This window comes from Nakamurella sp. GG22 (assembly GCF_052976845.2).
This window is the reverse complement of the sequence record NZ_JBRIIO020000006.1, coordinates 146,721-173,681: the sequence shown is the minus strand read 5'-3', so window position 1 is coordinate 173,681 and position 26,961 is coordinate 146,721. Positions and strand designations below refer to the sequence as shown.

The window sequence follows — 26,961 nt, the reverse complement described above, 5'->3', positions numbered from 1 at the left end:
AGGCCTTCCACCCCCACCGCCGATCCAGCCGTCACACCCGACAACGGCCGGCGAAGCCGCCGCCCGCGGTGCCGCGGGACTGCGCGGGCTGCCCACACCGTCCGAGGTGATCGCCGGCCTCCGGGCAACGAGCCACGGGGACGATCTCGTCCAGTTGCTCACGCCGGAAGGCGACTTCACCGGGCATCCGGACTTCCCGATCGAGGTGACCGCGGAACTGCTGCGCGGCCTGTACCGGGACATGGTGATGGTCCGGCGGTTCGACCGGGAGGGCAACGCGCTGCAGCGGCAGGGTCAGCTGAGCATCTGGGTGCCGCTGCTCGGTCAGGAAGCAGCGCAGATCGGCGCCGGCCGGGCGATGCGGCCGATGGACATGGCCTTCCCCTCGTACCGGGAACACGGTGTGGCGTGGTGCCGGGGCGTCGATCCCACGCAGCTGCTGGGCATCTTCCGCGGCACCGACCACTGCGGCTGGGACCCCAGGGCGACCCGCTTCAACAGCTACACGATCGTCATCGGCAACCAGGTGCTCAACGCCACCGGCTACGCGATGGGGCAGCGGTTCGACGGCGTCATCGGGTCGGTCTCGTCGGCATCCCCGGTCGGCGGCGGGGACGGTTCGACCGACGCCCCGGAGGACTCCAACGAGGCGACCATCGCGTTCTTCGGCGACGGCGCGACCAGCCAGGGTGACGTGCACGAGGGCATGGTGTTCGCCGCCGCCTTCGACGCCCCGGTGGTCTTCTACTGCCAGAACAACCAGTGGGCGATCTCCGAGCCGGTGTCCAAGCAGTCCAGGGTTCCGCTCTGGGAGCGCTCGACCGGATACGGCTTCCCCGGTGTCCGGGTCGACGGCAACGACGTGCTGGCCTGTCTCGCGGTCACCCGGTGGGCACTGGAGGAGTGCCGTTCGGGCAACGGCCCGGTGATGATCGAAGCGTTCACCTACCGGATGGACGCGCACACCACGTCCGACGACCCGACCCGCTACCGGATGGCCGCCGAGGAGGAGCACTGGAAGCTGCTCGACCCGATCGAGCGGGTGCGCGCGCATCTGTCGCGGCAGGGGCTCGCCGACCAGGAGTTCTTCGACAGCGTCTCCGCCGACGCCGACGAGCTGGCCGCCCGGTTCCGGGCGCATTGCATCGCGATGGAGAAGCCACCACCGGAACGCATGTTCTCCAACGTCTACAGCCACCCGCACGGGCAACTGGAGGACCAGGAACGCGAGTACCTGCGGTACATCGCGGGATTCGCCGATGATGGCGCGGCGCAGACGGGGGCACGGGCATGAGCGCGCCTGAGGTATCGAGCCCCGGCGGCCCGACTCCGGAAGGCCTGCAGAGCTTTCTCGGCACCGCGCCGCCGCCGCCGAACAGCACCCTGGCAAAGGCCCTCAACACCGCGCTGCGGTCCGCCATGGAGGACGATCCCAAGGTCATCGTGATGGGGGAGGACGTCGGCAAACTCGGCGGTGTCTTCCGGGTCACCGACGGGCTGCAGAAGGATTTCGGCGATCACCGGGTGCTGGACACGCCGCTGGCGGAGTCCGGGATCATCGGCACCGCAGTGGGTCTCGCGATGCGCGGCTACCGGCCGGTCACCGAGATCCAATTCGACGGCTTCGTGTTTCCCGGTTTCGACCAGATCATCTCGCAGGTCGCCAAGATCACCTACCGGACGCAGGGCGCCTGGTCGATGCCGATGGTGATCCGCATCCCGTTCGGCGGCGGCATCGGTGCCGTCGAGCATCACGCCGAGGCACCGGAATCGTTCTTCTGCCACATCGGCGGGCTCCGGGTGGTCGCCTGTTCCACGCCGCAGGACGCCTACGACATGCTGCGTGCGGCCATCGCCTGCGACGACCCGGTGGTGTTCTTCGAACCTAAACGGCGCTACTGGGAGAAGGGCCCACTCGACATCGCGCTGCACCGAGGAACTCTCGGAGAATGGCCGCCGGCCTCGTTCCGCAGTGTCGTGCGCCGTCCGGGCACCGACGTGACCGTCGTGTCCTACGGACCGAGTATGCCGATCCTGCTGGCCGCGGCCGATGCCGCCGCCACCGAAGGCCGGTCCCTCGAGGTCATCGACCTGCGCAGCCTCTCCCCGCTCGACCTTGGGCCGGTGCTCGAATCGGTCCGCCGGACCGGGCGGATGGTTGTCGTCTCCGAGGCCCCCAGGGAAGCGTCGATCACGTCCGACATCGCGGCCAGGGTCACCGAGGAGGCCTTCTACTCGCTGGCCGCCCCGGTCATCCGGGTCGCCGGTTTCGACACCCCGTACCCGCCGAGCCGGTTGGAGGACGAGTACCTGCCGGACCTGGACAAGGTGCTGGATGCCGTCGACCGCGTGCTCGCGTACTGAGGAGAAGTAGTGACACAGACAGAGCCGAGAACCGCAGCGGGCCCGACATCCGTTCGCTTGCAGACCTTTTCGATGCCGGACGCAGGGGAGGGGCTGACCGAGGCGGAGGTGCTGAGCTGGCGGGTCGCGGTCGGCGACATGCTGACGGTCAATCAGGTGATGGTGGAGATCGAGACGGCGAAGGCGGCGGTCGAACTGCCGTCACCGTTCGCCGGGCGGGTGCATGCACTGCTGGTCGAACCCGGGGTGACGGTGCAGGTGGGTACCCCGATCATCACCGTGGACACCGATCCTGCCGCCGGCCCACTGGAGACTAACGGCGCCGCGGAATCTCCCGGCAACGGAGGCGCTGCGGCGGCCGCCCAGGCCGGCCGACCTGGCGATCCCGGCCCGTCCACGACGGCCGGCGCGAAGATCGGCGAGGTGTCGGCGGACGGCCGGATCGCGACCCTCGTGGGATACACCTCGGCGGCCGGGTCGACCTCCCGCCGTCCGCGTCGAGGGGCGTCCGGAGCGGCGCTCGACCCGGTGGTCCTGCCCGCCCCGGCCGCGTCGTCGGTCCCGGTGATGCAGGACGACAAGGACAAGAAACCGACCGCACCGGCGTCCCTGTCCGGCCGCGCACCGCTGGCGGCGCCGCCGGTGCGCAAGCTCGCCAAGGACCTGGGCGTCGAACTGGCAGCCGTGACGCCGACCAGGGCCGACGGTGTGATCAGCCGAACGGACGTCGAGAACGCGGCCGCGGCAACGGCTTCCGGATCGGTGACGACGTCGGGTGCGGTCGGGCCCGAACGGCGGATCCCGGTCAAGGGGGTCCGGAAGCTGACCGCGGCCGCGATGGTCAGCAGCGCGTTCACCGCCCCGCATGTGACGGAATTCCTGACGGTCGACGTCACGCCGATGATGGAGCTTCGGGACCGCTTGCGCCGCCGGCCGGAGTTCGCCGAGGTGAAGCTGACCCCACTGGCGTTCGTCGCGCGGGCTGTCTGCCTGGCCGCGCGTCGTACCCCGGAGATCAACGCAGTATTCGAGAACGCCGCCGAGGCCGGTGGTCAGGACCACATCGTGGTCAAGGAGTACGTGAACCTGGGGATCGCCGCCGCCACGCCACGCGGGCTGCTCGTACCGGTCGTCCAGCACGCCGACGCCCTGGATCTGGCGGGTCTCGCCACCGCGCTGCAGGAGCTGTCCGCGACCGCACGCGCCGGCACGACCACGCCCGCACAGATGACCGGTGGCACCTTCAGCATCACCAACGTCGGGGTGTTCGGGGTCGACACCGGGACCCCGATCATCAGTCCGGGCGAGTCGGCGATCCTGGCGTTGGGATCGATCAAGGATGCGCCGTGGGTGGTGGACGGTCAGCTCGCCGTGCGCAAGGTGTGTCAGCTGGCGTTGTCCTTCGACCACCGGGTGGTGGACGGGCAGCAGGGTTCCCAGTTCCTGGCCGACGTCGGTGCGTTAATCAGTGATCCGGGGCTGGCACTGGCCTTCTGACCGGCATTGGCCTTCTGACCGCGCAAGTTTTCTCCGGACGCGCGAGCTTTTTCCGGATGGCGCACGTCCGGGAACGATGCGGGTGTTCCTGCCAGGCGCGGCTCAACCGCGCTGATCCTGGGTCGTTGTGGGATCGGGCGCTCCGGCACCCGGCAGCAGGGGCAACCACGCGCGCGGGCCGACCACCGATACCCGCAGGGCGGCGACCTGCGCCGCCCCGGCCAGCCGCTCGGGGGTCGTCAGGGTGCGGTCGGTGACGAGGTGGGCGTAGGCACCGTGGAAGGCGTCACCGGCGCCGAGGGTGTCCACGGCCCGGACGGCGGGCACCGGAACCTGTCCTGATGCGTCGCCCTGCCACCACAGGACGGGCTGCGCCCCGCGGGTCACCGCGACCACCTGCCCGCCGTCGGTCGGGGGGGCTGGAGGGGCGACCGCGGCGGATCTGATCGCCAGCGCGGAGTCCTGGGCAGTCGCACTGCCCGGCCACCGGAAGTCGGCGGAGCACACGACGTGCGCCGCGGGCGGCAGCAGGTCGGCCATCACCGGTTTCCACCGGCCGGCGTCCACCACGACGGGGATGCCGAGCCGGCCCGCGGCCCGCAACGCGGCCCTGGCAAGTGCCGGATGGTGCCCGTCGAGGAGCACCACCGCAGCACCGTCGAGCAGGCCCTGCAGGTCTTCGGGCGGGTGCACCGTCCTGGCGGTCGCATCGATCGAGGTGACCGATCGCGCCCCGGTCGACTCGCTGACGGCGATCGCGGACACCGCGGGTGCGTCGGTCCCATCCGGGGTGACGTCGAAGACCCGAACACCGCTGGCCCCGAGTTCGTCACCGATCAGCCGGGCGAGCGGGTCGGAGCCCAGCGAGGTGATCAGCAACGCCCGGCCGCCGAGCGCCGCGAAGGTGACCGCAGCATTGGCGGCCGGCCCGCCGGCGGCGATGTCCTGACGGTGCGCCGTCACCTTCTCGTTTACTCCCGCGACCCGATCGACGCGGTGCACGACGTCCAGCGTGCACAGGCCGACGAAGACGCCGAGCGGCGTTCCGGAGGCGGTCGGCGCGGGCACCCTGCAATCCTTCCGGTTCAACCGTGGATGCGGTGTATCCGGGTGCGCCCGGCCGTGTCCTGACCATGGGCCGGCGGGCGAGTCACCGCCCGACCGCACCGCCCGACCGCACCGCCCGACCGCACCGCCCGACCGCACCGCCCGACCGCACCGCCCGGCCGGATCGCATGACTGGATCGCCCGACCCGGATCGACGTGATCCGGTCACCGAGAGGACACCACCATGACAGTTCGCCGGGTCGCCGAACTCGACTTCGCGACGGTCACCGCCCGCGCCATGACGCCCTCGCCGTCAGCCTGGGAGGACGAGGTCCTCTACTTCCTGCTCGTCGACCGCTTCTCCGACGGCCGCGAGGACGGCTACCGCGGGCTCGACGGGCAACCGGTGGCCGGCACGACACCGCCGTTCCAGCCCGCCGACAACGGCAACGCGATCGGGTCGGCCGGCGACGCCGAGCGCTGGCGACTGGCGGGGGTGAACCGGGTCGGCGGGACCCTCGCCGGGGTGCGGAGCAAGATCGGCTATCTCCGCCGGCTCGGCGTGAGCACGCTGTGGATCAGCCCGGTCCTCAAGCAGTCCGTCCCGCCGGCCGGCGAGCAGAGCAACTACCACGGCTACGCCACCCAGGATTTTCTCGCGGTCGAGCCCGCCTTCGGTACCGACGCGGACCTTGCCGCGCTGGTCGATGCGGCCCATGCCGCGGGACTTCGGGTGATCCTCGACGTGGTGCTCAACCACGCGGGCGATGTCTTCGCCTATGACCTGTCCGACCCCACGCGCTACCCGGCCACCGGCACCTCGCCGATCACCCCGGTGGACCCCCGGTGGGACGGGGCGCCGTATCCGGTCGCCGGCTGGCGCTCGGCCACCGGTGGGATCGAGCCCTTCACCCCGGCGGCCGCGGCAGCGCTGTGGCCGGACGGCGCCGTGTCTCCCGCCGAGCTGCAGGACGCGGAGGCGTTCTCCCGGAAGGGCCGGATCTCGGACTGGGACCATTCGCCGGAGTACCTGGACGGCGACTTCATCGGGCTCAAGGACATCGCGCACGGCGGCGGCCCGCTGGACGACTACCGGCCGTCGCCTGCGTTGCGGGCGCTGACCAGGGCCTACTGCTGGTGGATCGCGTTCGCCGATCTCGACGGGTTCCGGGTCGACACCGTCAAGCACATGGACCGCGGTGCCACCCGCTACTTCAGCTCGGTGGTCCACGAGTTCGCGCAGTCCATCGGCAAGGACCGGTTCCTGCTGGTCGGCGAGATCACCGGCTCCCGGCCGGAAGCCGTCGCGACCATGCAGCTCACTGGTCTGGATGCCGCGCTCGGGCTGGCCGACGTGCAGCAGCAGTTGAACAACGCGGCCACCGGCGCTGCCGATCCGGTCGAGTATTTCTCGCTGTTCCGGAACTCGGAGCTGATCGGCAAGGATTCGCACACGTGGCTGCGCAATACCGTGGTGACCTCGTTCGACGACCACGACCAGGTCCGCCAGGGCGGGACCAAATCACGGTTTGGTGCCATCACGGACGGCCGCGCCCGCTTGCCGGCCATCGCCGCGATGAACGCGACGACCCTCGGGATCCCGTGCTTCTACTACGGCACCGAGCAGCATCTGGACGGTAGTGGAGGAGGGACCAACGCCGACCGCTACATCAGGGAGGCGTTGTTCGGCGGCGAGTTCGGGCCGTTCCGCTCGCGGGACCGGCACCTGTTCGACGAGTCGTCGGACGGCTACCGGGTGATGTCGGGCCTCTTCGAGCTGCGCCGCCGGGAGCCCGCGCTCCGGCGCGGACGGCAGTACCTGCGGCAGATCTCCGGCGACGGGTCGGCGTTCGGGCTGCCCACCGGCTTCGGCGGCCCGCTCCTGGGGGTGATCGGCTGGTCGCGGATCCTCGCCGACCGCGAGGTGCTGTGCCTGATCAACACCGACCCGGCCGGCGCGCGTCAGGCCTGGGTGACCGTCGATGCGGGCCTGCACCGCCCCGCCGACACGTTGCGGCTACTGCACGCCACGACGCCTGGCCCACCGTTGACGGTGGGGGTCGAGCAACGCAACGGAATGGCCGTCCAGGTGAGCCTGCCCGCCGCCGGTTTCGCCGCCTATGCCTGACCCCTCACATCCGCATGACAGACCTGCTGACGGCGAATAGAGTGTAGAAGTAGGCAATCACCGGAAGATCATCGGGATGTGTCCAGCCTCACCGGACGATTTGGCATCTTTCTGGTCGGTCCGAGCGTCATACACAGTGCAAGCACCAACCGCACCACAGCAGTGCATCAGAAGGGAACGATCATGAGCCGCATCAGTCAGGTTGTACGGAACCACCGCGACAGCGCACGCACCCGTCGCGAGATCAACAAGGCCATCGACGGCGCCGCCACCCCGGCCGTCCGCGACGAGCTGCGCACCATGGCGCAGGCGCAGGGCTTCTGGCAGCGCTGATCAACAATCGTTGATCTGAACGTTGCTCGAAGAACATCGACGTTCGCACCACGCAGGCGTTAGCACCTCGCGGCCACCTGGAGCAAGGAACTCCCGCTCCGGGTGATCGCGCACGTGCGTCGCGTGACCCTGTGATGGCGCAGATGTCCGACGAAGAATTTCCTGTCTGGCACGGTGTAACGCCAGACGGACTTCCGTCGATATGACCATTGACCCCGGACAGCTGCCGGACCCCCGACCTGGCAGCCGTCCGGGGTCGACCTGTATCCGGGGCCGGTTACGCTCGGCCGATGTCCGACGCCCCGCTCGCCATCCAGATGTTGCACGACCGCATCCTCATCAAGATGACCGGTGGCGCGGGCGAGCGGACCACCAGGACCGGCATCCTGATCCCGGCAACCGCCGAGATGGCCAAGCGGCTCGTGTGGGGTGAGGTGGCCGGCGTCGGCCAGCATGTCAGGTCCGTCAAACTCGGGGAACGCGTGCTGTTCAGCCCCGAGGACCAGTACGAGGTCGAGGTCGCCGGCGAGACCTACCTGGTGCTGCGCGAACGTGACCTCCAGGCGGTGGCCAGCGAGCGCGCTCGCGGCGGTACAGGGCTTTACTTATAGCGAGAGGGAGCGATCGACATGGATCACTACGACATGATCGTCATCGGGTCCGGGCCCGCCGGTCAGAAGGCCGCCATCGCCGCCGCCAAACTCGGCTACAAGGCTGCCGTGATCGAGCGCTGGGACATGGTCGGCGGGGTCTGCATCAACACCGGCACCATCCCGTCCAAGACCCTGCGCGAGGCGGTGCTCTACCTCACCGGTCTCAACCAGCGCGAGCTCTACGGGCAGTCCTACCGGGTCAAGGACGACATCACGGTGACTGACCTGTCGGCGCGGACGCAACACGTCGTCGGACGCGAGATCGATGTCATCCGTAACCAGCTCACCCGCAATCACGTGACGCTGATCAGAGGGACCGGTGTCTTCACCGATCCCCACACGCTGACGGTGACCGACGAGGCGGGGCATCAGCAGGAGGTGTCCGCGGACAAGATCGTCGTCGCCGTCGGCACCAAACCGGCACGACCGTCCTCGGTGGATTTCGATAGCGGCACCATCGTCGATTCCGATCAGATCCTGGGGCTGGACAAGGTGCCCTCCTCGATGGTGGTGGTCGGCGCGGGCGTGATCGGCATCGAGTACGCGTCGATGTTCGCGGCGCTCGGCACCAAGGTCACCGTCGTGGAGAAGCGGGCATGGATGCTCGACTTCTGCGACAAGGAGATCGTCGAGGCGCTGCAGTACCGGCTTCGCGAGCTGGCGGTGACGTTCCGGTTCTCCGAGTCGGTTCGCGAGGTGCAGAAGCACCCCGCCGGGACGCTGACCATCCTGGAGTCGGGCAAGAAGATCCCCGCGGACACAGTGCTCTACTCGGCCGGCCGGCAGGGTGTCACCGACGAGCTGAACATCGCCGCGGCCGGTGTCACCGCCAGCAACAGGGGCCGCATCGAGGTCAACGAGCACTTCCAGACCGAGGTGGACCACATCTACGCCGTCGGTGACGTGATCGGCTTTCCGGCGCTCGCGGCCACGGCCATGGAGCAGGGCCGGCGCGCCACGTACCACGCCTTCGGGGAACCGGTCGGGAACAAGCTGGGCGACCTACAGCCGATCGGCATTTACACGATCCCCGAGATCAGCTACGTCGGACGGACCGAGGAGGAGCTGACCGATCAGAACGTGCCGTTCGAGGTCGGCATCTCCCGCTACCGCGAACTCGCCCGCGGGGCCATCCTGGGCGACTCCTACGGCATGCTGAAGATCCTCGTACACGGTGAGTCCCGCGAACTGCTGGGCGTGCACGTCTTCGGCACGAACGCCACCGAGCTGGTGCACATCGGGCAGACGGTGATGGGCTGCGGCGGCACCGTCGACTACCTGGTCGACGCGGTCTTCAACTACCCGACGCTGGCCGAGTCGTACAAGGTCGCCGCACTGGATGCGGTCAACAAGATGCGTGCGATCGCGAAGGTCACCCAGACGGGGTCCTTCACGCCGCTGCCGGAGTAACGCTGCCGCTGACCGCCGGCAATCCGATTGCGGTGATAATCGGCCGATGGCGTGGACCGGCGATTTCACAGCGGCTGCGATCTCTGCCCGGGTGCGTGCCGGGTCGATCACGGCCGTCGAGGCCGTCACCGAAGCCTTGAATCGGATTGCCGATCGGGACCCCACTATTCATGCGTTCGTGATCGTTCGCGGCCAAGCGGCGCTGGCCGAAGCCGCGGCGATTGATCGCAGCCCGGACCGCGCACGGCTGCCGCTCGCCGGAGTGCCGGTGGCCATCAAGGACAACGTCGCGGTCGCCGGTGAGCCACTGCGCAACGGCTCGCGAGCGACATCGGCCGAGCCGATGGTGGTTGATCACCCGATTGTGGCCCGGTTACGGGCCGCGGGGGCGATCGTTGTCGGGATCACCGCGGTCCCCGAGTTGTGTATCTGGGGCAGCACGGACTCGCCGGCAGCGATCACCAGGAACCCGTGGAACACCGACCGGGTTCCTGGCGGATCCTCGGGAGGGAGCGCGGCCGCGGTGGCCGCGGGAATGGTGCCGATCGCGCACGGAGCCGACGGAATGGGCTCGATCAGGGTCCCGGCGGCCAGTTGCGGCGTGTTCGGCATCAAGCCGGGACAGAGCGTGGTGCCGGCCGAACTCGGACCGAACTCGTGGTTCGGGGTGGCAGAGAACGGCCCGCTGGCTACCACTGTCGAAGATGCAGCGCTGATGCTCTCGGTGTTGGCCGATCGATCCGACCTGTCCGACATCGCGCCGCCCCGCGACCTGCGGATCGCGGTGGCCGCCGGCTCCCCGGTCGCGTTCTGGCGGACTGACCCGCATTGGGTAGGTACCACTCATGACATCGCTGGGCTGCTCACAGATCTCGGACACACCACGGTTGGTTGCCGGTTGTACTACCCGGTGATGGCACCCATTGCCCGCTGGCTCGGGGGGTCGGCCATCGATGCGCGGGGACTTGACCGGCGTCTGCTGCAACGGCGGACCCGCACCCACATTGCCATCGGCGGGCTCGTTTTGCGGGGTGGACTGGTCGACGAAATGCGCCTGGCCCGTGCCGAAGCAAGGGTGCGCGACATGCTGGAAACGTTCGACGCGGTGATCACTCCCGCGCTGGCCCACCCGCCGGCGCGCGCCACCTTGCGGAGCAAGAGATCCTGGCCGATCAACACGTATTCCGACATGCGTTTTGCGCCGTACTCAGCGCAGTGGAACGTGTTCCGGTGGCCGGCCGCCAGTGTGCCGACTGGGCTACATCCTCACTCCGACACCCCGATGGCGGTGCAGATTGCCGCCCCGCCGGGTCAGGAATCGCTGATTCTGTCCATTGCTGCACAAATCCAACAGCACCGTCCATGGCCGAGAGTGAGCCCGGGACGGTGACTCTCGGAGCGCGCCGTTCTGATCGCCGTCATCGCGGTGCCAGTGCAGGCTAGAGCGCGGGTGTCGACGACCCCGAGGTCGGTGTTGCGGAGTCGGCTGTGGCCGACCTGTCTCGAATGAGGAACCCGAATCCTGCGGCGAGGAAGAACATCAAGACGCCATAAACTCCAGCCGGCAGGGACATCTCGATGCTGCCTATGACCGTCTGGGCGATCACAATTGCCAGCGTCGCGTTGTGAATGCCGATCTCGAAGGAACTCGCGATCGACTGGCTCTTGCCAACGCCCAGGATTCGGGGCGCCCAGTAGCCAACGGTGAGACTGCAGAGGCAGAACACCACGGTGATGAGGCTGAGCTGCCTGAAGTTCTCCACCAGGAGCTCGCGGTTACTCACGATCGCCCCGGCTATCACCACCGCCAGGATCACCACCGACGCAATGCGAACCGGCTTGTCCATGGCAGAGGCAAAGGCCGGTCGCAGCGATCTTGCAAACATGCCGGCCGCGACCGGCACGAGCACGATCGCGAAGACCTCGACGGCCTTGCCGATCGGGAATGTGATCTGGTCATCCGCAGCCAGGAAGTAGGAAAGGGAAAGATTGACGACCAGGGGCAACGTCAGGACGGCGATGACCGAGTTGATTGCGGTGAGACTGATGTTCAACGCGACATCGCCGCGGAACAGGTGACTGTAGAGGTTCGCCGTCGTCCCACCGGGCGAGGCGGCCAGCAGCATCATGCCGACTGCCAAGACCGGCGGCAGCCCGAAAGCAAGCACCAGTCCGAAACACAGGGCCGGCAGCAGCAGAATTTGGCAGACGAGAGCTATCAGAACGGCTTTGGGTTGTTTTGCGATCCTGGCAAAGTCGCCGCGTGTGAGGGTGAGGCCGAGCCCAAACATGATGATGCCAAGCGCGACGGGCAAGCCGATGGTCGTCAAGGATGAGCCCATTGGGTCAGTGTGGCCTTTTGGCAGCCTCGGCGGTAGCACGGAAGGGCAACACTGCCATTTGTCATGTGCAGCGTCCTTGTCGGCGTCCGTGAGAGTCCGCCGACCCCGAAGCTGTCGACTTCCACATTCAGAATGCCTGCGAGCGCTGGGACGGCCTGACCCTTTCGCACTGTGTTGTCGACCCGCCCGAGCGGCCCGCCACCCGATCCTGTCCACACCGGAGGTGGCACACATCGCGGTGACAGGCACAGACACGAGCGTTCAGAGCAAACGAGAGATCATGCGGTGCATCAGGCGGCACCTCGCACGAGAGCTGCACCCACTCATCGCGGCCGCCCGTGCCACTTGACCGTCAGAGAAGCATCGATCATTCACAGGCCGGGTTCGGCTGTCAGCTGGTCCCAGTCGAATTCGATGGCATGCGCCCTGGGCAGGAGCGAGTTGTTCAACGGGCACGCCTGTGCACGCTAAGTAACTGACTGGTCACGCAACGCTGAAGAGAGTGAAGTCTGCGGCTCCGGCGATGGAAGTCCGCGCGTGGCGTTGCCCGGACGGCTCCGGGCCAGACAACCTGAGGATTCACGCAATCCGCCGAAACGGGACCATCCCGTTCACGGCCGAGACGAGGCGTGAAGGCGGAGGATGTCCGGTGACCACGTCCGACGTCCCGTTGGCTGCGCCGACCCTTCCCGACGGGGATGCACCGTACCCACAGCCGTCGGGCACTGTGTTGCCGAACCGGGGAACGTCAGGGTTGCCGCTCACCGGCACCGAGGCGAACCGGATCGGCCCTGGGGATGCAGCGGCCCGTTCGCGCTGGCGCCGGCCGCAGGTCATCGTCGCCGCGATCTTCGTCGCGGCCGTCGCGGTCAGCGGCTACCTGGTGTCGTACATCGCGGGGCCGGACTCGCTGGAAGCGGCCTGGGTCAACAATCTCGCCCAGCTGGTGATGGCGGTCTTCGCGACCGTCGCCGCCGCGATGGTGGTGCGCCGGCACACCCGGTCTCACCGGCGCGCCTGGTTGCTGGTGACCATCGCGTGCGGCTTCTGGGCGATCGGTCAGCTGTACTGGTGCTACGTGGAGCTGGTGCAGGCGGTGGAAGTCCCGGATGTCTCGGCGGCCGACTTCTTCTTCCTCGCGTTCACCGCGGTGATGGCTGTCGCCGTGTGGCCGTCGGACGGCCGACACACCGACCAGATCCGGACGCTGCTCGACGCGTTCATCATCGGCAGCTCGCTGTTCGTGATCAGTTGGGTGACGTCGGTCGGCGCGCTGGCCGAGGCGGCCAATGGGACCGACCGGCTGGCCACGTTCATCAATCTCGCGTATCCGTGCGGTGACGTCGTCGTGCTGACGATGGTCATCCTCGGAGCGAGCAGACGGGTCGGCGACGGACGGTCGAGCCTCGCCGCGGTCGCCGCTGCGATGGCGCTGATCGCCGTGTCCGACGGCTTCTATGCCTTCGAGTCCGCGTCCGGGAACTTCGCCGCGGGGTCGATCACCACGCTGGGGTGGACGGTCGGGTTCGGGTTGATCGCCTGCGCGGCGGTGGCCGGCCGGGATCGGCCGTCACCCGACGAACACGTGCGCAGCATGCTGACCGCTACCGGCGGTGATGACTTCCCGGAGCGGTCGCGGCGGGCCAGCTCGCTGCCCTACGTGCCGTTGGCCATCGCCCTCGTCGTGGTCGGCGTCGCCCGGGTGCAGATGGGTGTGGACCGGGTTGCCGGCGTCCTGTTGATCCTGACGTTCATCGGCGTGCTGCTGCGCCAGTACCTGACCATCCGCGACAACCAGGCGCTGACCCGTCATCTGGAGAATCGTGAACGCGAGCTGCAGCGGCAGGCCTTCGCCGACCAGTTGACCGGCCTGCCGAACCGCGCGCTGTTCACCGATCGCGTCACCCACGCCCTGGATTTGCACCGGCGGAGCCTGCGGCCGCTGGCCCTGCTCTTCATCGATCTCGACGACTTCAAGGCCGTCAACGACACACTCGGTCACCCCGTCGGTGACGAACTGGTGATCCGGGTGGCCGAGCGGCTGCGCGGCGCCATGCGGACCAGCGACACGGTTGCGCGGTTCGGCGGAGACGAGTTCGCCGTGCTGATCGAGGGCGACCTCGACGCCGTGACGGTCGGCGCGCGGATCGTCGAGGCATTGGGGACGCCGTTCACCCTGCGCCGTGACGAACTGTCGATCGGTGCGAGCATCGGCATCGCGGAGGTGCAGGACAGCCAGCTGACGCCGACCCTTGACGAGTTGTTCTCCCGGGCCGACATCGCGATGTACGCCGCCAAACGTGCCGGCAAGGGCCAGTTGGCGATCTACGACCCGTCGATGGTGCTGCCGGAGGCGGCCGATCTGCATTACCGGCCGCTGCTGATCGAGGCGATGAAGTCCGGTGCGATCGAGTGCGTCTACCAACCGATCATCGACCTGCGCACGGGTCGGGTGCACTCGGTGGAGGCACTCGCCCGCTGGCGGGTCGGCGGCGAGACGGTGCCGCAGGACTACTTCATCAAACTCGCCGGCCGGCTCGGCCTGCTGCCGGATCTCACCGACCTGATGTTGAACAGGGCGTGCGCACAACTCGCCGACTGGTCGTTGCGGTGCCTCCGGCCGGATCTTCGGATCGGCGTCAACGCACCCCCCGGCCTGATGACGGATCGGGACTTCCCGCGGCGGGTGGCGACGATCCTGCGGCGGCACGGCCTCGGGCCGGACCGGTTGATCCTGGAGATCACCGAGGACGCACTGCTCGGGGAAACAGCGCTGGCGCAGCAGGTTGCCGAGCGATTCAGGCGGATGGGTGTGCAGCTCTGGCTGGACGATTTCGGCACCGGCTACTCCTCGTTGCTGAGCTTGCGTCAGATGTCACTGCAGGCCGTGAAGATCGACATCGCGTTCGTCGCGAACATCCACACCGATCCGTCGGCCGAACGGTTCCTGCGGGCGCTGCTGGCCCTCGGGCGCGACCTGGACCTGCTGGTCACCGCGGAGGGGGTCGAGTTGGTGGAGCAGGCAGACATCCTGCGGCAGTTGGGTTGTCAGCTCGTCCAGGGTTTCCTCTACGCCCGGCCGGCGCCGGCCGCGGAATTGGACGCGCTGATCGCGCACGGCACCCAGGCGCCCATGGGGCGCCTGGAGCCGGACGGCCGCCGGGCACACGATGTTGCTCTTGATAACGATGTCGCCAACGGCACACCCGGTCTACCCCTTCGGGCAGCGCGGGAATAGGTCACCTGCGTCTACCGTTGGTACTACATGGCCGGCCCTGGATGCGATGGTGGTTTACTGCCGACAGACGGTGTGCTTTTTGCGCGCGGCAGTCGAGCTTGGGCGATGCGGGAGGTTCGATTCCTCCCGACGGCACCATCATTTTTAGTTCGGGTCTGACACTCCCGGGCGCTGACCCCACGCCCTGGCCATTCCGACCGCATGCCGCCAGTTGGCCGCCTCCGCTGCCCGCCGTGCGGGATCAACCTTCGGCCGCCACTCGCCGGCCCGGTGCCAATGGCTGCGCAGCACCTGACGGTCGGGCCAATAGCCCTGCGCGAGTCCGGCCGCGTAGGCCGCGCCGAGGGCGACCGTCTCGGCCATCATCGGCCGCACCACAGGAATGTCGAGCGCGTCGGCGACCAACTGCATGAGCAGGTTGTCCGCCGTCATGCCGCCGTCGACGGCCAGCGACTGAGCCGGGATGCCGGCGTCCGCGTTCATTGCCTCGAGGACGTCCATGGTCTGCCACGCAGTCGCTTCCAAGACCGCCCGCGCAATGTGTGCCTTGGTGACGAAGGACGTCAAACCGACGAGCACCCCCTGTGCGGCGGTGTCCCAGTACGGTGCAAACAGGCCGGAGAAGGCCGGCACCAGGTAGCAACCGCCGTTGTTCGGCACGCTCGCGGCGAGGGTCTCGATCTCGGCCGGCGACCGGATCAACCCGAGGTTGTCCCTGCACCACTGCACGAGGCCGCCGGCGACGGCGACGGCGCCCTCCAATGCGTAGACGGCCGGCTCACCGTCCACCTTGTGCGCGACCGTCGTGATGAGACCGTGCGTGGAACGGACGATCTCGGTCCCGGTGTTGAGCAACAGGAAGCTGCCCGTACCGAAGGTGCATTTCGCTTCGCCCGCCTCGAAGGCGGTCTGGCCGAACAGCGATGCCTGCTGGTCGCCGATGACCGCCCCGATCGGAATGCCGGGCAGCGGGTCGACGGTGGTGCCGATCCGGCCGATGCTGGGCACGATCCGCGGCAGCATCGCTCGCGGGACGCCAAAGGCGCTGAGCAGGCCGTCATCCCAGTCCAGCGTCTCCAGATCCATCAGCATCGTCCGGCTGGCATTGGTCACATCCGTGACGTGCAGCCCTTCCTCGCCACCGGCGCCGCGGCCGCCCGCGCCGGGCCCGCCGGTGAGGTTCCAGGTGATCCAGCTGTCCATGGTGCCGAAGAGCAGGTCGCCGCGTTCGGCGGCCGGCCGGAGCGTCGGGTCGCTGTCCAGCATCCACCGCAGCTTGGAGCCCGAGAAGTACGCCGCCATCGGCAATCCGGTGGTGGCCAGGACCGCGTCGGTGTCGATCTCGCGGCCCATCCGCTCGAGCAGCCCGCGTGTCCTGGTGTCCTGCCAGACGATCGCCCGGCCGGCAGGCACGCCGGTCCTGCGGTTCCACACCACCGTCGTCTCACGTTGGTTGGTCACCCCGAGCGCGACCACCTGGCGGGGTTCCACACCGGCTTCGGCCAGTGCCTGCGGCACGATTCTCCGCACGATGGACCAGATCTCGGCCGCATCGTGCTCGACCCATCCCGGCCGCGGGAAGTACTGGTGGTGTTCGCGCTGGGCGATGGAGACGAGCCGGCCCTGCCGGTCGAACAGCATGCAGCGGGTGGACGTCGTCCCCTGGTCGAGCGCGGCGACGTAGGTGGCGTTCACCAGTCCCGCCCGTGCCCGAGCTCGCGGGAGATGGACCGCCCGGCCCTGGTCACCTGGCTGACCAGCGCGCTGCGCGGCCGCGATCGCTCGTCGCAGATCCGGTCGACCGAGCCCTCGATGCCCACCACCGCCACCACATACCCGCCGCGGTCCCGGATGGGTGCGGCGATACCGGCGATGCCCGGCTGCTCCTCGCCGACGGACCCACCCCAGCCCTCGTCCCTGATCGACGCCAATTCCCGTTGCAGCGCGACCTTGTCGGTGATCGTCCGGCTGGTCAGCAGCGGCAGATGGTGATGCGCGATGCTGCGTGCGGCTCCCGGATCGAAGGCGAGCAGCACCTTTCCGAGCGCACTGGCGTGCAGCGGCACCACCGATCCGGTGACGAGCACCTGGTTGCCGCCGTCGCCACGAAAAACATGATGGGCGACCACGGCTCTGCCGTTGGTGAAGGCGGCGACCCTGGCGGACTCCCCTGTCCGGGCAGCGAGCGCGTCGGTCCAGTTCAATGCCTTCGACCGCAGCTCGTTGGAATCCAGCCGCGTCCAGCCGAACCTGAAGACCTCGGTGGCGACCCGGTACGGGCCGGACGCGCGATCCTGTTCGACGAAGCCCACATCCTCCAGCGTCCGGATGATGCCGTGCACGGTCCCCTTGGCCAGTCCGAGCGCCGCGGCGATCTGGGACAGGCCGACGGGCTCGTCCTCCTCGGCCAGCAGACGCAGGATCGCGGCGGCTCGCTCCACCGACTGCACGCTGCCCGGCACCAGCCCAGGCTAGCCGCCCGCTGTCGGGTCGTCGCACCGTGTTCACCGTTCGCCGACGGCCGCGAGTGCCGTCCGCGGTTCGGCATTGCCGAACGGTGCGTGTTGTGGCTGCGGGAGATGCGCGGATACGGTCGCGTGCCGATGATTGCTGGGCAATGATGTGAACCGGCGCAAGGAGGCGGTGGGATGCGGCGTTCGCGGTCCGCGGGCACGAGGAATTTTCCCGCACTCTTCCAGCGCGCCGGTATGTCGTCATCACCCCATAGCGGACGGTCAGCAGCCGACGACCCACCGCAGACACGGGTACCGCGCGAGCGCGGTTGATCCCGTCAGGAACAGTTGGCCCCCCAGCGACAACGATTCGGTAGGAGCGTGACGGATGAGTTTCACGACAACGCAGTTGAGCCCGCAGTCCCGGCAGCAGGCGCTGGACGATATGGCGGCCGGTGAACTGGACGTCCTGGTGATCGGCGCCGGGGTGGTGGGCGCGGGTGCGGCGCTCGACGCCGCGAGCCGGGGGCTGACGGTCGGCCTCGTCGAGGCCCGCGATCTCGCGGCCGGGACCTCCAGCCGTTCTTCCAAATTGGTGCACGGCGGACTGCGCTATCTCAAGCAGCTCAATTTCTCTCTGGTGTTCGAGGCGCTCCGCGAGCGTTCGCTGATCCTGGATGTGCTGTGCCCGCACCTGGCAAAGCCGGTGGAGTTCATTTATCCGCTGGAACGAAAAGGGATCGACCGTGGTTACGTCGGCCTCGGAATCGGCGTGTACGACGTTCTCGGTGCCGGCAAGGGCGTGCCGTCGCACCACAAGCACATGAGCAAGTCCAAGACCCTGGAGAGCTTCCCCGACGGGAAGAAGGGACACATCCAGGGCGCCATCAAGTTCTACGAGGGCCAACTGGACGATGCCAGGCACACCATGATGATCGCCCGCACGGCGGCCGCCTATGGTGCGCACGTCGCGACCAGTGCTCGTGTTGTCGGGCTGCTGCGCGACGGCGACCGGGTGATCGGTGCGACGGTGAAAGACCTGGAATCCGGCAAGGAAATCTCGGTCAAAGCAAAGCAGACCGTCAACGCGACCGGTGTCTGGACCGACGACATCCAGAAGATGATCGGCGGTAAGGGCCAATTCCGGGTGCAGGCCTCGAAAGGCGTGCACATCGTCATTCCGCGGGATCGGATCAAATCCAAGACCGGCCTGATCACAGAAACCGAGAAGAGCCTGCTGTTCATCATCCCGTGCCCGTGGAGCGAGGACTTCTGGGTGATCGGCACGACCGACACCCCGTGGAGCCTCGACCTCGCGCATCCGGCGGCCAGCAGTTCGGACATCGACTACATCCTCGAGCACGCGAATGCGTTGCTGGAAAAGCCGCTCACCCGTGAGGATGTCGTCGGCGTCTACGCCGGGCTGCGTCCGCTGCTGGCAGGTGAGTCGGATCAGACCAGCAAGCTGTCCCGGGAGCACGCCGTCATCTCGCCGGTACCGGGACTGGTGATCGTGGCCGGCGGAAAGTACACGACCTACCGGGTGATGGCCGAGGACGCCGTCAACGAGGCCGCGAAAGGACTGCCCGGGACGGTGGAGAAGTCGATCACCGACAAGGTCCCGCTGATCGGTGCCGACGGGTACAAGCCGCTGTGGGCGACCCGAGCGAGGCTCGCGGAGCGGACTGGATTGGATCTTCCGCGGATCGAGCATCTGCTCGGCCGGTACGGCAGCGCAGTCAGCGAGTTGCTGGACATGATCGAGGCGGATCCGGAACTCGGCCAACCACTCTCGACCGCGCCGAAGTACCTCAAGGTGGAGGCCAAGTACGCCGTCTCGCACGAGGGGGCGCTGCACCTGGACGACATCCTCGCCCGCCGCACCAGGATCTCGATCGACACCTGGGACCGGGGTGAGGCCGCCGCCCAGGAGGTGGCCGATCTTGTCGCTCCGTTGCTCGGCTGGGACGCCGCGGCGGTCGCCGATGAGGTGGAGCACTACCGGGCCAGGGTGGCCGCGGAGCGAGAGTCGCAGGTACAGCCGGACGATCGCACCGCCGACGCCGCACGGCTCGGCGCGCCCGACGTCCGGGTGGGCGCCGGGTGATCATCTTCGGAGCGCGGATCACCTCGTCACGGTGCAATAACAGCACCGCGTCATCCGTGACGCAGGTCACCGAAGTGGCGTAGGTTCCACGGGGATTGGCATGAACAATGCCCGTTTTTCCGGTATCGGCGCCGATGCCGGATGGTTCTCTCTAGGAGGTCAGCGTTGGACATCTCGAATGGGACGATTTTCGTCTCGGAAGTGACGGGCACAGCCATGCTGCTGCTGCTCGGCTGTGGCGTTGTGGCCACGGCCATCCTCAAGGGCAGCAAGGGCGAGGGCGGTGGCTGGCTGCTGATCAACTTCGGCTGGGGACTTGCCGTCTTTATGGGCGTGTACGTGGCCTTCCAGAGCAAGGCTCACCTCAATCCTGCTGTGACCTTGGCGCTGACGATCACCGGCGACATCACGTTCCAGCAGTCGCTGATCTACTACGCAGCGGAATTTCTAGGTGCCTTCATCGGTGCGGTCCTCGCTTGGCTGGCATTCAAAGATCACTTCGATGCTGAGGAGGACCCGGGCAAGAAACTCGCCGTCTTCTCCACCGGTCCGGCCATCCGTAGCTACGGCTGGAACACCGTCACCGAGGTCATCGGCACCTTCGTGCTGATCTTCCTCATCCTGGTGTCGGGCGGCACACCTTCCGGTCTCGGACCACTGTTCGTTGCACTGGTTGTCGTTGGCATCGGTGCCTCTCTCGGTGGCCCCACCGGGTACGCGATCAACCCGGCTCGCGATCTCGGTCCGCGTATCGCGCACGCCATCCTGCCGATCAAGGGCAAGGGCAGCTCGGACTGGGGCTACTCCTGGGTGCCGATTGTCGGGCCGTTGATCGGGGCAGCCCTGGCCGCCTATGCGTTCAAGGCACTTGACTGGGCTCAATTTTTCCCGGTCCCCACGCCGGCGCCCGCTGCCGAAGTGCCCCCTCCTGCCTGACAGATGCACCGCCCGAAGCCGGTGGCGGATCCCAGTTGGTCCCGCCCGCCGGCCTCGATTCACGAGCGCCCGGTCGTCAACATCGCGGCGCGATTTCAAAGCATCAGTCCTCCAAAGATGAAGTGACGAAAGGGATGTAAGCGCAGATGAGTGAAAAGTACGTCGCAGCAATCGATCAGGGAACGACATCGACCAGGTGCATGGTGTTCAACCGTGAGGGTCGGGTCGTCTCGGTCGATCAGCGGGAGCACGAGCAGATCTTCCCCCGGGCAGGTTGGGTCGAGCACAACGCCATCGAGATCTGGGAGAACACCAGGGCTGTCGCCGCGGCCGCACTGGGCAAGGTCGACCTCACCGAGTCCGACATTGCCGCCGTGGGTATCACCAACCAGCGGGAGACCGCGCTGGTCTGGGATCGGAACACCGGCCAGCCCGTCTACAACGCGATCGTTTGGCAGGACACCCGCACCGACGCGATCGTGCACGAGCTCGGTGATCTCGGCGGCGGCGCCGACCGTTACAAGGCGAAGGTCGGGCTCCCGCTCGCGACGTATTTCTCCGGCCCGAAGGTCAAGTGGATCCTGGACAACGTCGAGGGTGCACGGGCGAAGGCCGAGGCCGGCGACCTGGTGTTCGGCAACATGGACACCTGGACGCTGTGGAACATGACCGGCGGCGTCGACGGTGGCCTGCACGTCACCGACCCGACCAATGCCTCCCGGACGATGCTGATGGACCTGGACACGCTCAGCTGGGACGCCGATATCGCCAAGGACATGGGCATTCCGCTGTCCATGCTGCCGGAGATCCGTTCGTCGTCCGAGGTCTACGGCAACGGTCGTCCCAAGGGCTCGTTCAACGGCGTACCCATCGCCGGCATCCTGGGTGACCAGCAGGCGGCCACCTTCGGGCAGGCATGTCTGTCCAAGGGCGAGGCCAAGAACACCTACGGCACCGGCAACTTCATGCTGCTCAACACCGGCACGGAGAAGGTCCCGTCGAAGAACGGCCTGCTGACCACTGTCTGCTACAAGATCGGCAACAAGGCGACCGTGTACGCCCTGGAGGGGTCCATCGCGGTGTCCGGATCGCTGGTCCAGTGGCTGCGGGACAACCTCGGCCTGATCAGCTCCGCACCGGAGATCGAGACCCTCGCCGCAACCGTGAAGGACAACGGCGGCTGCTACTTCGTCCCCGCCTTCTCCGGTCTGTTCGCGCCGTACTGGCGTGACGACGCCCGCGGTGCGATCGTCGGGCTGACCCGGTACGTCAACAAGGGGCACATCGCCCGGGCCGTCCTCGAGGCCACCGCTTTCCAGACCAAAGAGGTGCTGGACGCCATGAACGCCGACTCCGGCGTCAACCTCACCGCGCTCAAGGTGGACGGCGGCATGGTGCAGAACGAGCACCTCATGCAGTTCCAGGCGGATCTGCTCGGTGTTCCGGTGATCCGGCCGGTCGTCGCCGAGACGACTGCCCTGGGCGCTGCCTACGCGGCCGGTCTCGCGGTCGGGTTCTGGGAGTCCGAGGACGACATCCGGACGAACTGGGCGGAGTCCAAGCGCTGGGAGCCGCAGATGTCCGAGGAAACCAGGGCCAAGATCTACCGCAAGTGGAAGAAGGCCGTCACCAAGACCTTCGACTGGGTCGACGCGGACGACGTCCTGGAGGACTGACCTCCCACAGCAGTACCTGACAACCCCGGGCCGGACGCAGCAGCGTCCGGCCCGGGGTTGTTGTGTCGAGAGTGGGTCACCCGTCGACGAGTTGACGGGCGCGGTGCAGCACCTCGTCGAGCATGGCCGGGGTCAAGCGTCCGGTGAAGGTGTTCTGCTGGCTGACGTGATAGCAGCCCAGCACGGTCAACCGGCGGCCGTCGGGATGGGTCAGGGGGAGCTCGGCGGCGTGCCGGAAGACCGGCCGGGGCCGCGGGATGGTCCAGCCGGCGTCGCCGAGCGCCTTGAGCAGCGCCGCCCAGCCGATCGCGCCCAGGGTGACCGCCACCCGGACCGTCGGGGCCAGCAGTTCCAGCTCCCGCTCGAGATAGGCCGAGCAGGTGCGCAGTTCCGCCGGTGTCGGCTTGTTGGCCGGCGGCGCACAGTGCACCGGCGCGGTGATCCGCAGCCCGGTCAACGTCAGACCGTCGTCGATGTGCCGGGCCACGGGTTGGGACGCGAATCCCGTCCGGTACAGCGCGGCGAACAGCACATCGCCGCTGCGGTCCCCGGTGAACATCCGGCCGGTGCGATTGGCGCCGTGCGCGGCCGGAGCGAGCCCGACGATGAGCACCGCGGCGTCGTCCGGCCCGAGGCCGGGAACCGGCCGCCCCCAGTAGGTCTCGTCGCGGAACGAGAGTCGCTTGACCGCTGCGACCTCTTCCCGCCAGGCGACCAGTCGCGGGCAGGCCCGGCAGCCGGTGATCAGCGCGTCGAGCGCGGCGATGCTGCCAGCGCCGCCGGCGACCAGCCGCACCGACGGTTCATCCGGGGGCGGGCCGTCGGTCACGACCCAACGGTAGGGCTCAGAAGGCGGACTCCGCCACGTCCATCAGCGACAGGTCCGCGTTCTCGATGATCGCCCGCCGTGCGGTGAGCTCGGGCAGCACATTCTTGGCGAACCAGTGCGCCACAGCGAGTTTGCCGGCGTAGAAGTCGGCGTCCCTGGCGGACGCGCCGCCGTCGAGGGCGGTCTGCGCGACCGTCGCCTGCCTCAGCAGGAGGTAGCCGATCATCAGGTCGCCGACGCTCATCAGCAGGCTGACCGCGTGTTCGCCGACCTTGTACACCGATTCCGGTTCGTCGACCGAGGCCATCGCGTAGCCGACCAGTGCACCGACCATCGCCTGTACATCGGCCAATGCGGTGCCCAGCAGTGCCAGCTCTTCCTTGTTGCGTCCGTCGGTGTTGGCCGACAGGGAGGAGGTGATGAAGCTGTTGATCTCACCGGCCACGGTGCCCAGCGCGGCGCCGCCGTCCTTCACGATCTTGCGGAAGAAGAAGTCCTGCGCCTGGATCGCGGTCGTGCCCTCGTACAAGGTGTCGATCTTGGCGTCCCGGATGTACTGCTCGATCGGGTAGTCCTGGGTGTAACCGGAGCCGCCGAAGACCTGCAGCGAGAGGGCGAGATTCTCGTACGCCCGCTCCGAGCCGACCCCCTTGACGATCGGCAGCAGCAGGTCGTTGACCCGCTTGGCGATGACGAGCTCGTCGGCGGTCAGCTCGCCGCCGGCGATCCGGTCCTGCCAGCCGGCGGCGTACAGGTACACACCGCGCAGGCCCTCCGCGTACGCCTTCTGCTTCATCAGGATCCGGCGGACGTCGGGGTGGTGGATGATCGTCACCCGCGGTGCGCTCTTGTCGCCGGCCCGGGTCAGATCGGCGCTCTGCACGCGCTGCTTGGCGTATTCCAGGGCGTTGAGGTAGCCGGTCGACAGGGTCGCGATGGCCTTGGTGCCGACCATCATCCGGGCGTACTCGATCACCTGGAACATCTGCGCGATGCCGTCGTGCTTGTCGCCCAACAGGTATCCGACGGCGGGGGTGCCGTGGATGCCGAAGCTGAGCTCGCAGGTGGTCGAGACCTTCAAGCCCATTTTGTGTTCCACGCCGGTGACGAAGACGCCGTTGCGCTCGCCCAGCTCGCCGGTCTCCGGGTCGAAGTGGAACTTCGGCACCACGAACAGGCTCAGACCCTTGGTGCCGGGCCGACTCTCGATGCCCGGGCCCTCCGGCCTGGCCAGTACCAGGTGCACGATGTTGTCGGTGAGGTCGTGTTCGGCGGAGGTGATGAATCGCTTGACACCCTCCAGGTGCCAGCTGCCGTCGGGCTGCTGGATCGCCTTGGTGCGTCCGGCGCCGACGTCACTGCCGGCGTCCGGCTCGGTGAGCACCATGGTGGAGCCCCACTGCTTGTCGATCATGGTCTGGGCCATCTGCTGCTGCACGGGGGTGCCGTTCTTGTGCACCACGGCCGCGAAGTTCGGGCCGCCGGAGTACATGAACAGGGCAGGGTTCGCGCCGAGCATCAGCTCGGCGGTCGCCCAGCGCAGGCTCGGCGATGCGCCGTAGCCACCGAGTTCGGTGGGCAGTTCGAGCCGGTACCACTCGCCGTCCATGATCGCCTGGAACGACTTCTTGAACGACTCGGGCATGGTGACGGTGAACGTGGCCGGGTCGTACACCGGCGGGTTGCGATCGGCGTCGACGAACGACGCGGCGACCGGCCCGGTCGCGACGTTCTGCAGTTCCTGCAGCACCCCGCGGGCGGTGTCGGCATCCATCTCGGCGAACGGCCCGTTGCCCATCCGCTCGCCGGCGCCGAGCACCTCGAACAGGTTGAACTCGAGATCCCTGACGTTGGAACGGTAATGGCTCATGGCCGATACTCCTTGAACAGTGGTGGTGCCCGCCGGCGGGACAGAGGACGTGCGGTCGATGTGCGGTCGATGCGGGTGGTGATCCGGCCCCGGCGACAGTCGATGCGTCGCAGCGGCAGGTTAACCCAGGTTATTACTGGCCAGTAACTTACGCAAGGAGGGAGGCGTAGTTGTTCCCGAACGGTGACTCGGGGCCGGTCGAGGCCGGGGTCGTTCGGACTCGTCGTGCGCGGTCAAAGCCGTTAGAGAGGGCTCAGCCGTTCGAGAGGGCTCAGCCGTTCGAGAGGGCTCAGCCGTTCGAGAGGGCTCAGCCGGCGGCCAGTAGCTGCTCCCTGACCACCCGGCGCAGCACCTTGCCGATGATCGAGCGAGGCAGCTCGGGGACCGCGACGATGGTCCGCGGCACCTTGTAGGCGGTCAGTTGTTCGCGGCAGAAGTTGCGGAGCGCCTCGACGTCCAATTCCGCGCCCTCGGTCAGGATCACCGCGGCGGCGACGTTCTCCCCGTGGCCCCCGCTCGGCAATCCGACAACGGCGGCGTCGTTGACGTCGGGGTGCATCCGCAGCACCACCTCGACCTCCGACGGGGCGACGTTGAAGCCTCCGGTGATGATGAGTTCCTTGAGCCTGTCGATGATCTCGACGAAACCGTCGGCGGACACCCGGACCTCGTCACCGGTGCGGAGCCACCCGCCGGCGAGCAGTACCTCGGCCGTCTCGTCCGGCCGGTTCCAGTACCCGGAGAAGACCTGTGGCCCGCGCACCAGCAGTTCGCCGGGCTCGTCGAAGCCCCGGTCCACGCTCGGGTCGGACGCGTCGACGACCCGGATCTCGGTGCTCGGGAAGGGGACACCCACCGTGCCGGGGCGCCTGCTCGGGCCGATCGGATTCCCGAGAGCGATGGGTGATGACTCCGTCATCCCGTACCCCTCGACCAGGTAGCCGCCGCTCGCCTTCTCCCAGTGTTCGACCGTGGAGACGGGCAGGCTCATCGCGCCGGAGATGGCGAACCGGACGCTGCGCAGGCTGACGTTGCGTTTCGCGGCCGCGGCGGTGAGCCGCTCGTAGATCGGCGGGACGGCGGGCAGGAACGTCGCGGGTGCGTGCTTCATGGCGTCCAGCACCAGGTCCTCGTCGAACTTGGGCAGCATCACCAGGCGCGCGCCCATGCACATCGCGAAGGTCAGGCACAGGGTCAGCCCGTAGGCATGGAACATCGGCAGGATGCCGTAGAAGATCTCCTCGCCGGGCCGCATGCTCGGCACCCACGCCTGGCCCTGGGCGGCGTTGGCCCGCAGGTTCAGATGGGTCAGCATCGCGCCCTTCGGGGTTCCCGTCGTGCCGCTCGTGTACTGCAGGACCGCGATGTCCGACAGGGCCGGCGCCGGGTGGGTCTTCGGGAGTCGGCGGGCGGTGACGACGTCCCGCCACGGCACCGCTCCTGGCGGGATCCGACCGGCGGTCAGCGCGGATCTCGCGTCCCGGGCCTTGCTCACCGGCAGCCGCAGGGCGAGTCTCTTGGTCAGCGGCATCGCGGCCGGCAGGTCGACGGCGATCACCGTGCGGACGCCCATGTCGGGCGGGAAGGCCAGGACGGTAGCGGCGAGCTTGTCCCAGACGACGGCGATCGTGGCGCCGTGATCGGCGAACTGATGGCGCAGTTCGGACTCGGTGTAGAGCGGATTGTGTTCCACCACAACGGCTCCCAGTCGAAGCACCGCGTAGAACGCGACGACGTGCTGCGGGCAGTTGGGCAGCACGAGGGCGACCCGGTCGCCCCTGCGCACGCCGCGTGAACGGAGCCCGTTCGCGGCGCGCTCGATCTGCTCGCCGAGCCGTTCGTAGCTGGTGGTGGCCCCAAAGAAGTCGACCGCGATGTGCTGCCCGTACCGGCGTACCGACTCCTGGATCATCTCCACCAGGGTCTGGGTCGGCGGCACGATCTGCGCCGGGACCCCGGGCGCGTAGGACGACAGCCAGGGCTTCGTTGCAAAGACGCTCACCCGTCCATCATGTCCTGTTCCTCCGCCTGCATCTCTCCGGCTACAGGATGTGCTTCACGCTGTGTGCTCCAGGGTC

The 26,961-nt window shown here is 67.9% G+C and carries 19 protein-coding genes; 12 read left to right on the top strand and 7 right to left on the bottom strand.

The window, feature by feature from the left end; all coding sequences use genetic code 11:
• Positions 1-106 precede the first annotated feature (106 nt).
• The 3 genes from pdhA (at position 107) to ACVBEQ_RS09200 (ending at position 3,861) form a co-directional block, all read left to right on the top strand.
• On the top strand, positions 107-1,294 hold the full coding sequence (gene pdhA, locus ACVBEQ_RS09210) for a pyruvate dehydrogenase (acetyl-transferring) E1 component subunit alpha (RefSeq protein WP_447152702.1): 1,188 nt from the start codon (positions 107-109) through the stop codon (positions 1,292-1,294).
• Positions 1,291-2,364, top strand: coding sequence for an alpha-ketoacid dehydrogenase subunit beta (locus ACVBEQ_RS09205; protein ID WP_447152630.1), 1,074 nt, complete (start codon positions 1,291-1,293; stop codon positions 2,362-2,364). Before pdhA ends, ACVBEQ_RS09205 begins: the two co-directional genes overlap by 4 nt.
• Before the next feature lie 72 nt (positions 2,365-2,436).
• Positions 2,437-3,861, top strand: coding sequence for a dihydrolipoamide acetyltransferase family protein (locus tag ACVBEQ_RS09200; RefSeq protein ID WP_447152629.1), 1,425 nt, complete (start codon positions 2,437-2,439; stop codon positions 3,859-3,861).
• A 102-nt stretch (positions 3,862-3,963) separates the two neighbouring features.
• On the opposite strand, the gene ACVBEQ_RS09195 is transcribed toward ACVBEQ_RS09200, so the two are convergent.
• Positions 3,964-4,929, bottom strand: a complete 966-nt coding sequence (locus ACVBEQ_RS09195) for a PfkB family carbohydrate kinase (protein WP_447152628.1) — start codon at positions 4,927-4,929, stop codon at positions 3,964-3,966.
• Positions 4,930-5,152: 223 nt separating this feature from the next.
• Between ACVBEQ_RS09195 and ACVBEQ_RS09190 the strand changes: the two genes are divergently transcribed.
• The 5 genes from ACVBEQ_RS09190 to ACVBEQ_RS09170 all read left to right on the top strand — a co-directional run bounded on the left by ACVBEQ_RS09190 (position 5,153) and on the right by ACVBEQ_RS09170 (position 10,822).
• A complete protein-coding gene (locus tag ACVBEQ_RS09190; RefSeq protein ID WP_447152627.1) occupies positions 5,153-7,036 on the top strand; it encodes an alpha-amylase family glycosyl hydrolase in 1,884 nt (627 codons plus the stop codon).
• Between the two features lie 78 nt (positions 7,037-7,114).
• Positions 7,115-7,369 carry a hypothetical protein gene (locus ACVBEQ_RS09185; RefSeq protein ID WP_447152626.1) on the top strand — a complete coding sequence of 85 codons (255 nt, stop codon included), beginning with the start codon at positions 7,115-7,117 and terminating at the stop codon, positions 7,367-7,369.
• A gap of 290 nt (positions 7,370-7,659) precedes the next feature.
• Positions 7,660-7,980: a GroES family chaperonin gene (locus tag ACVBEQ_RS09180; RefSeq protein ID WP_447152625.1), complete on the top strand. Its 321-nt coding sequence runs from the start codon at positions 7,660-7,662 to the stop codon at positions 7,978-7,980.
• Between the two features lie 18 nt (positions 7,981-7,998).
• Positions 7,999-9,432, top strand: coding sequence for a Si-specific NAD(P)(+) transhydrogenase (gene sthA, locus ACVBEQ_RS09175; RefSeq protein ID WP_447152624.1), 1,434 nt, complete (start codon positions 7,999-8,001; stop codon positions 9,430-9,432).
• Positions 9,433-9,478: 46 nt separating this feature from the next.
• Positions 9,479-10,822, top strand: a complete 1,344-nt coding sequence (locus tag ACVBEQ_RS09170; RefSeq protein WP_447152623.1) for an amidase — start codon at positions 9,479-9,481, stop codon at positions 10,820-10,822.
• 49 nt (positions 10,823-10,871) lie between these two features.
• Here the strand turns inward: ACVBEQ_RS09170 and ACVBEQ_RS09165 are convergent, their stop codons facing one another.
• Complete coding sequence (locus ACVBEQ_RS09165) at positions 10,872-11,774, bottom strand: bile acid:sodium symporter family protein (protein ID WP_447152622.1); 903 nt, start codon at positions 11,772-11,774, stop codon at positions 10,872-10,874.
• 649 nt (positions 11,775-12,423) lie between these two features.
• On the opposite strand from ACVBEQ_RS09165, the gene ACVBEQ_RS09160 reads away from it, so the two are divergent.
• On the top strand, positions 12,424-15,012 hold the full coding sequence (locus ACVBEQ_RS09160) for a putative bifunctional diguanylate cyclase/phosphodiesterase (protein ID WP_447152621.1): 2,589 nt from the start codon (positions 12,424-12,426) through the stop codon (positions 15,010-15,012).
• Between the two features lie 144 nt (positions 15,013-15,156).
• On the opposite strand, the gene glpK (ACVBEQ_RS09155) is transcribed toward ACVBEQ_RS09160, so the two are convergent.
• Positions 15,157-16,707 carry a glycerol kinase GlpK gene (glpK, locus tag ACVBEQ_RS09155; RefSeq protein WP_447152620.1) on the bottom strand — a complete coding sequence of 517 codons (1,551 nt, stop codon included), beginning with the start codon at positions 16,705-16,707 and terminating at the stop codon, positions 15,157-15,159.
• Complete coding sequence (locus ACVBEQ_RS09150; RefSeq protein ID WP_447152619.1) at positions 16,704-17,474, bottom strand: IclR family transcriptional regulator; 771 nt, start codon at positions 17,472-17,474, stop codon at positions 16,704-16,706. Before ACVBEQ_RS09150 ends, glpK (ACVBEQ_RS09155) begins: the two co-directional genes overlap by 4 nt.
• Positions 17,475-17,853: 379 nt before the next feature.
• On the opposite strand from ACVBEQ_RS09150, the gene ACVBEQ_RS09145 reads away from it, so the two are divergent.
• From ACVBEQ_RS09145 to glpK (ACVBEQ_RS09135), 3 genes are all read left to right on the top strand, one after another.
• Positions 17,854-19,572, top strand: a complete 1,719-nt coding sequence (locus tag ACVBEQ_RS09145; RefSeq protein WP_447152618.1) for a glycerol-3-phosphate dehydrogenase/oxidase — start codon at positions 17,854-17,856, stop codon at positions 19,570-19,572.
• A 141-nt stretch (positions 19,573-19,713) separates the two neighbouring features.
• Positions 19,714-20,508, top strand: coding sequence for an MIP/aquaporin family protein (locus ACVBEQ_RS09140; RefSeq protein WP_447152617.1), 795 nt, complete (start codon positions 19,714-19,716; stop codon positions 20,506-20,508).
• A 146-nt stretch (positions 20,509-20,654) separates the two neighbouring features.
• On the top strand, positions 20,655-22,184 hold the full coding sequence (glpK, locus tag ACVBEQ_RS09135) for a glycerol kinase GlpK (protein ID WP_447152616.1): 1,530 nt from the start codon (positions 20,655-20,657) through the stop codon (positions 22,182-22,184).
• A 76-nt stretch (positions 22,185-22,260) separates the two neighbouring features.
• Here glpK (ACVBEQ_RS09135) and ACVBEQ_RS09130 read toward each other — a convergent pair whose 3' ends face one another.
• From ACVBEQ_RS09130 to ACVBEQ_RS09120, 3 genes are all read right to left on the bottom strand, one after another.
• A complete protein-coding gene (locus ACVBEQ_RS09130) occupies positions 22,261-23,013 on the bottom strand; it encodes a uracil-DNA glycosylase (RefSeq protein WP_447152615.1) in 753 nt (250 codons plus the stop codon).
• 16 nt (positions 23,014-23,029) lie between these two features.
• On the bottom strand, positions 23,030-24,883 hold the full coding sequence (locus ACVBEQ_RS09125) for an acyl-CoA dehydrogenase (protein WP_447152614.1): 1,854 nt from the start codon (positions 24,881-24,883) through the stop codon (positions 23,030-23,032).
• Positions 24,884-25,190: 307 nt separating this feature from the next.
• On the bottom strand, positions 25,191-26,885 hold the full coding sequence (locus ACVBEQ_RS09120) for a long-chain-fatty-acid--CoA ligase (protein ID WP_447152613.1): 1,695 nt from the start codon (positions 26,883-26,885) through the stop codon (positions 25,191-25,193).
• Positions 26,886-26,961 lie beyond the last annotated feature (76 nt).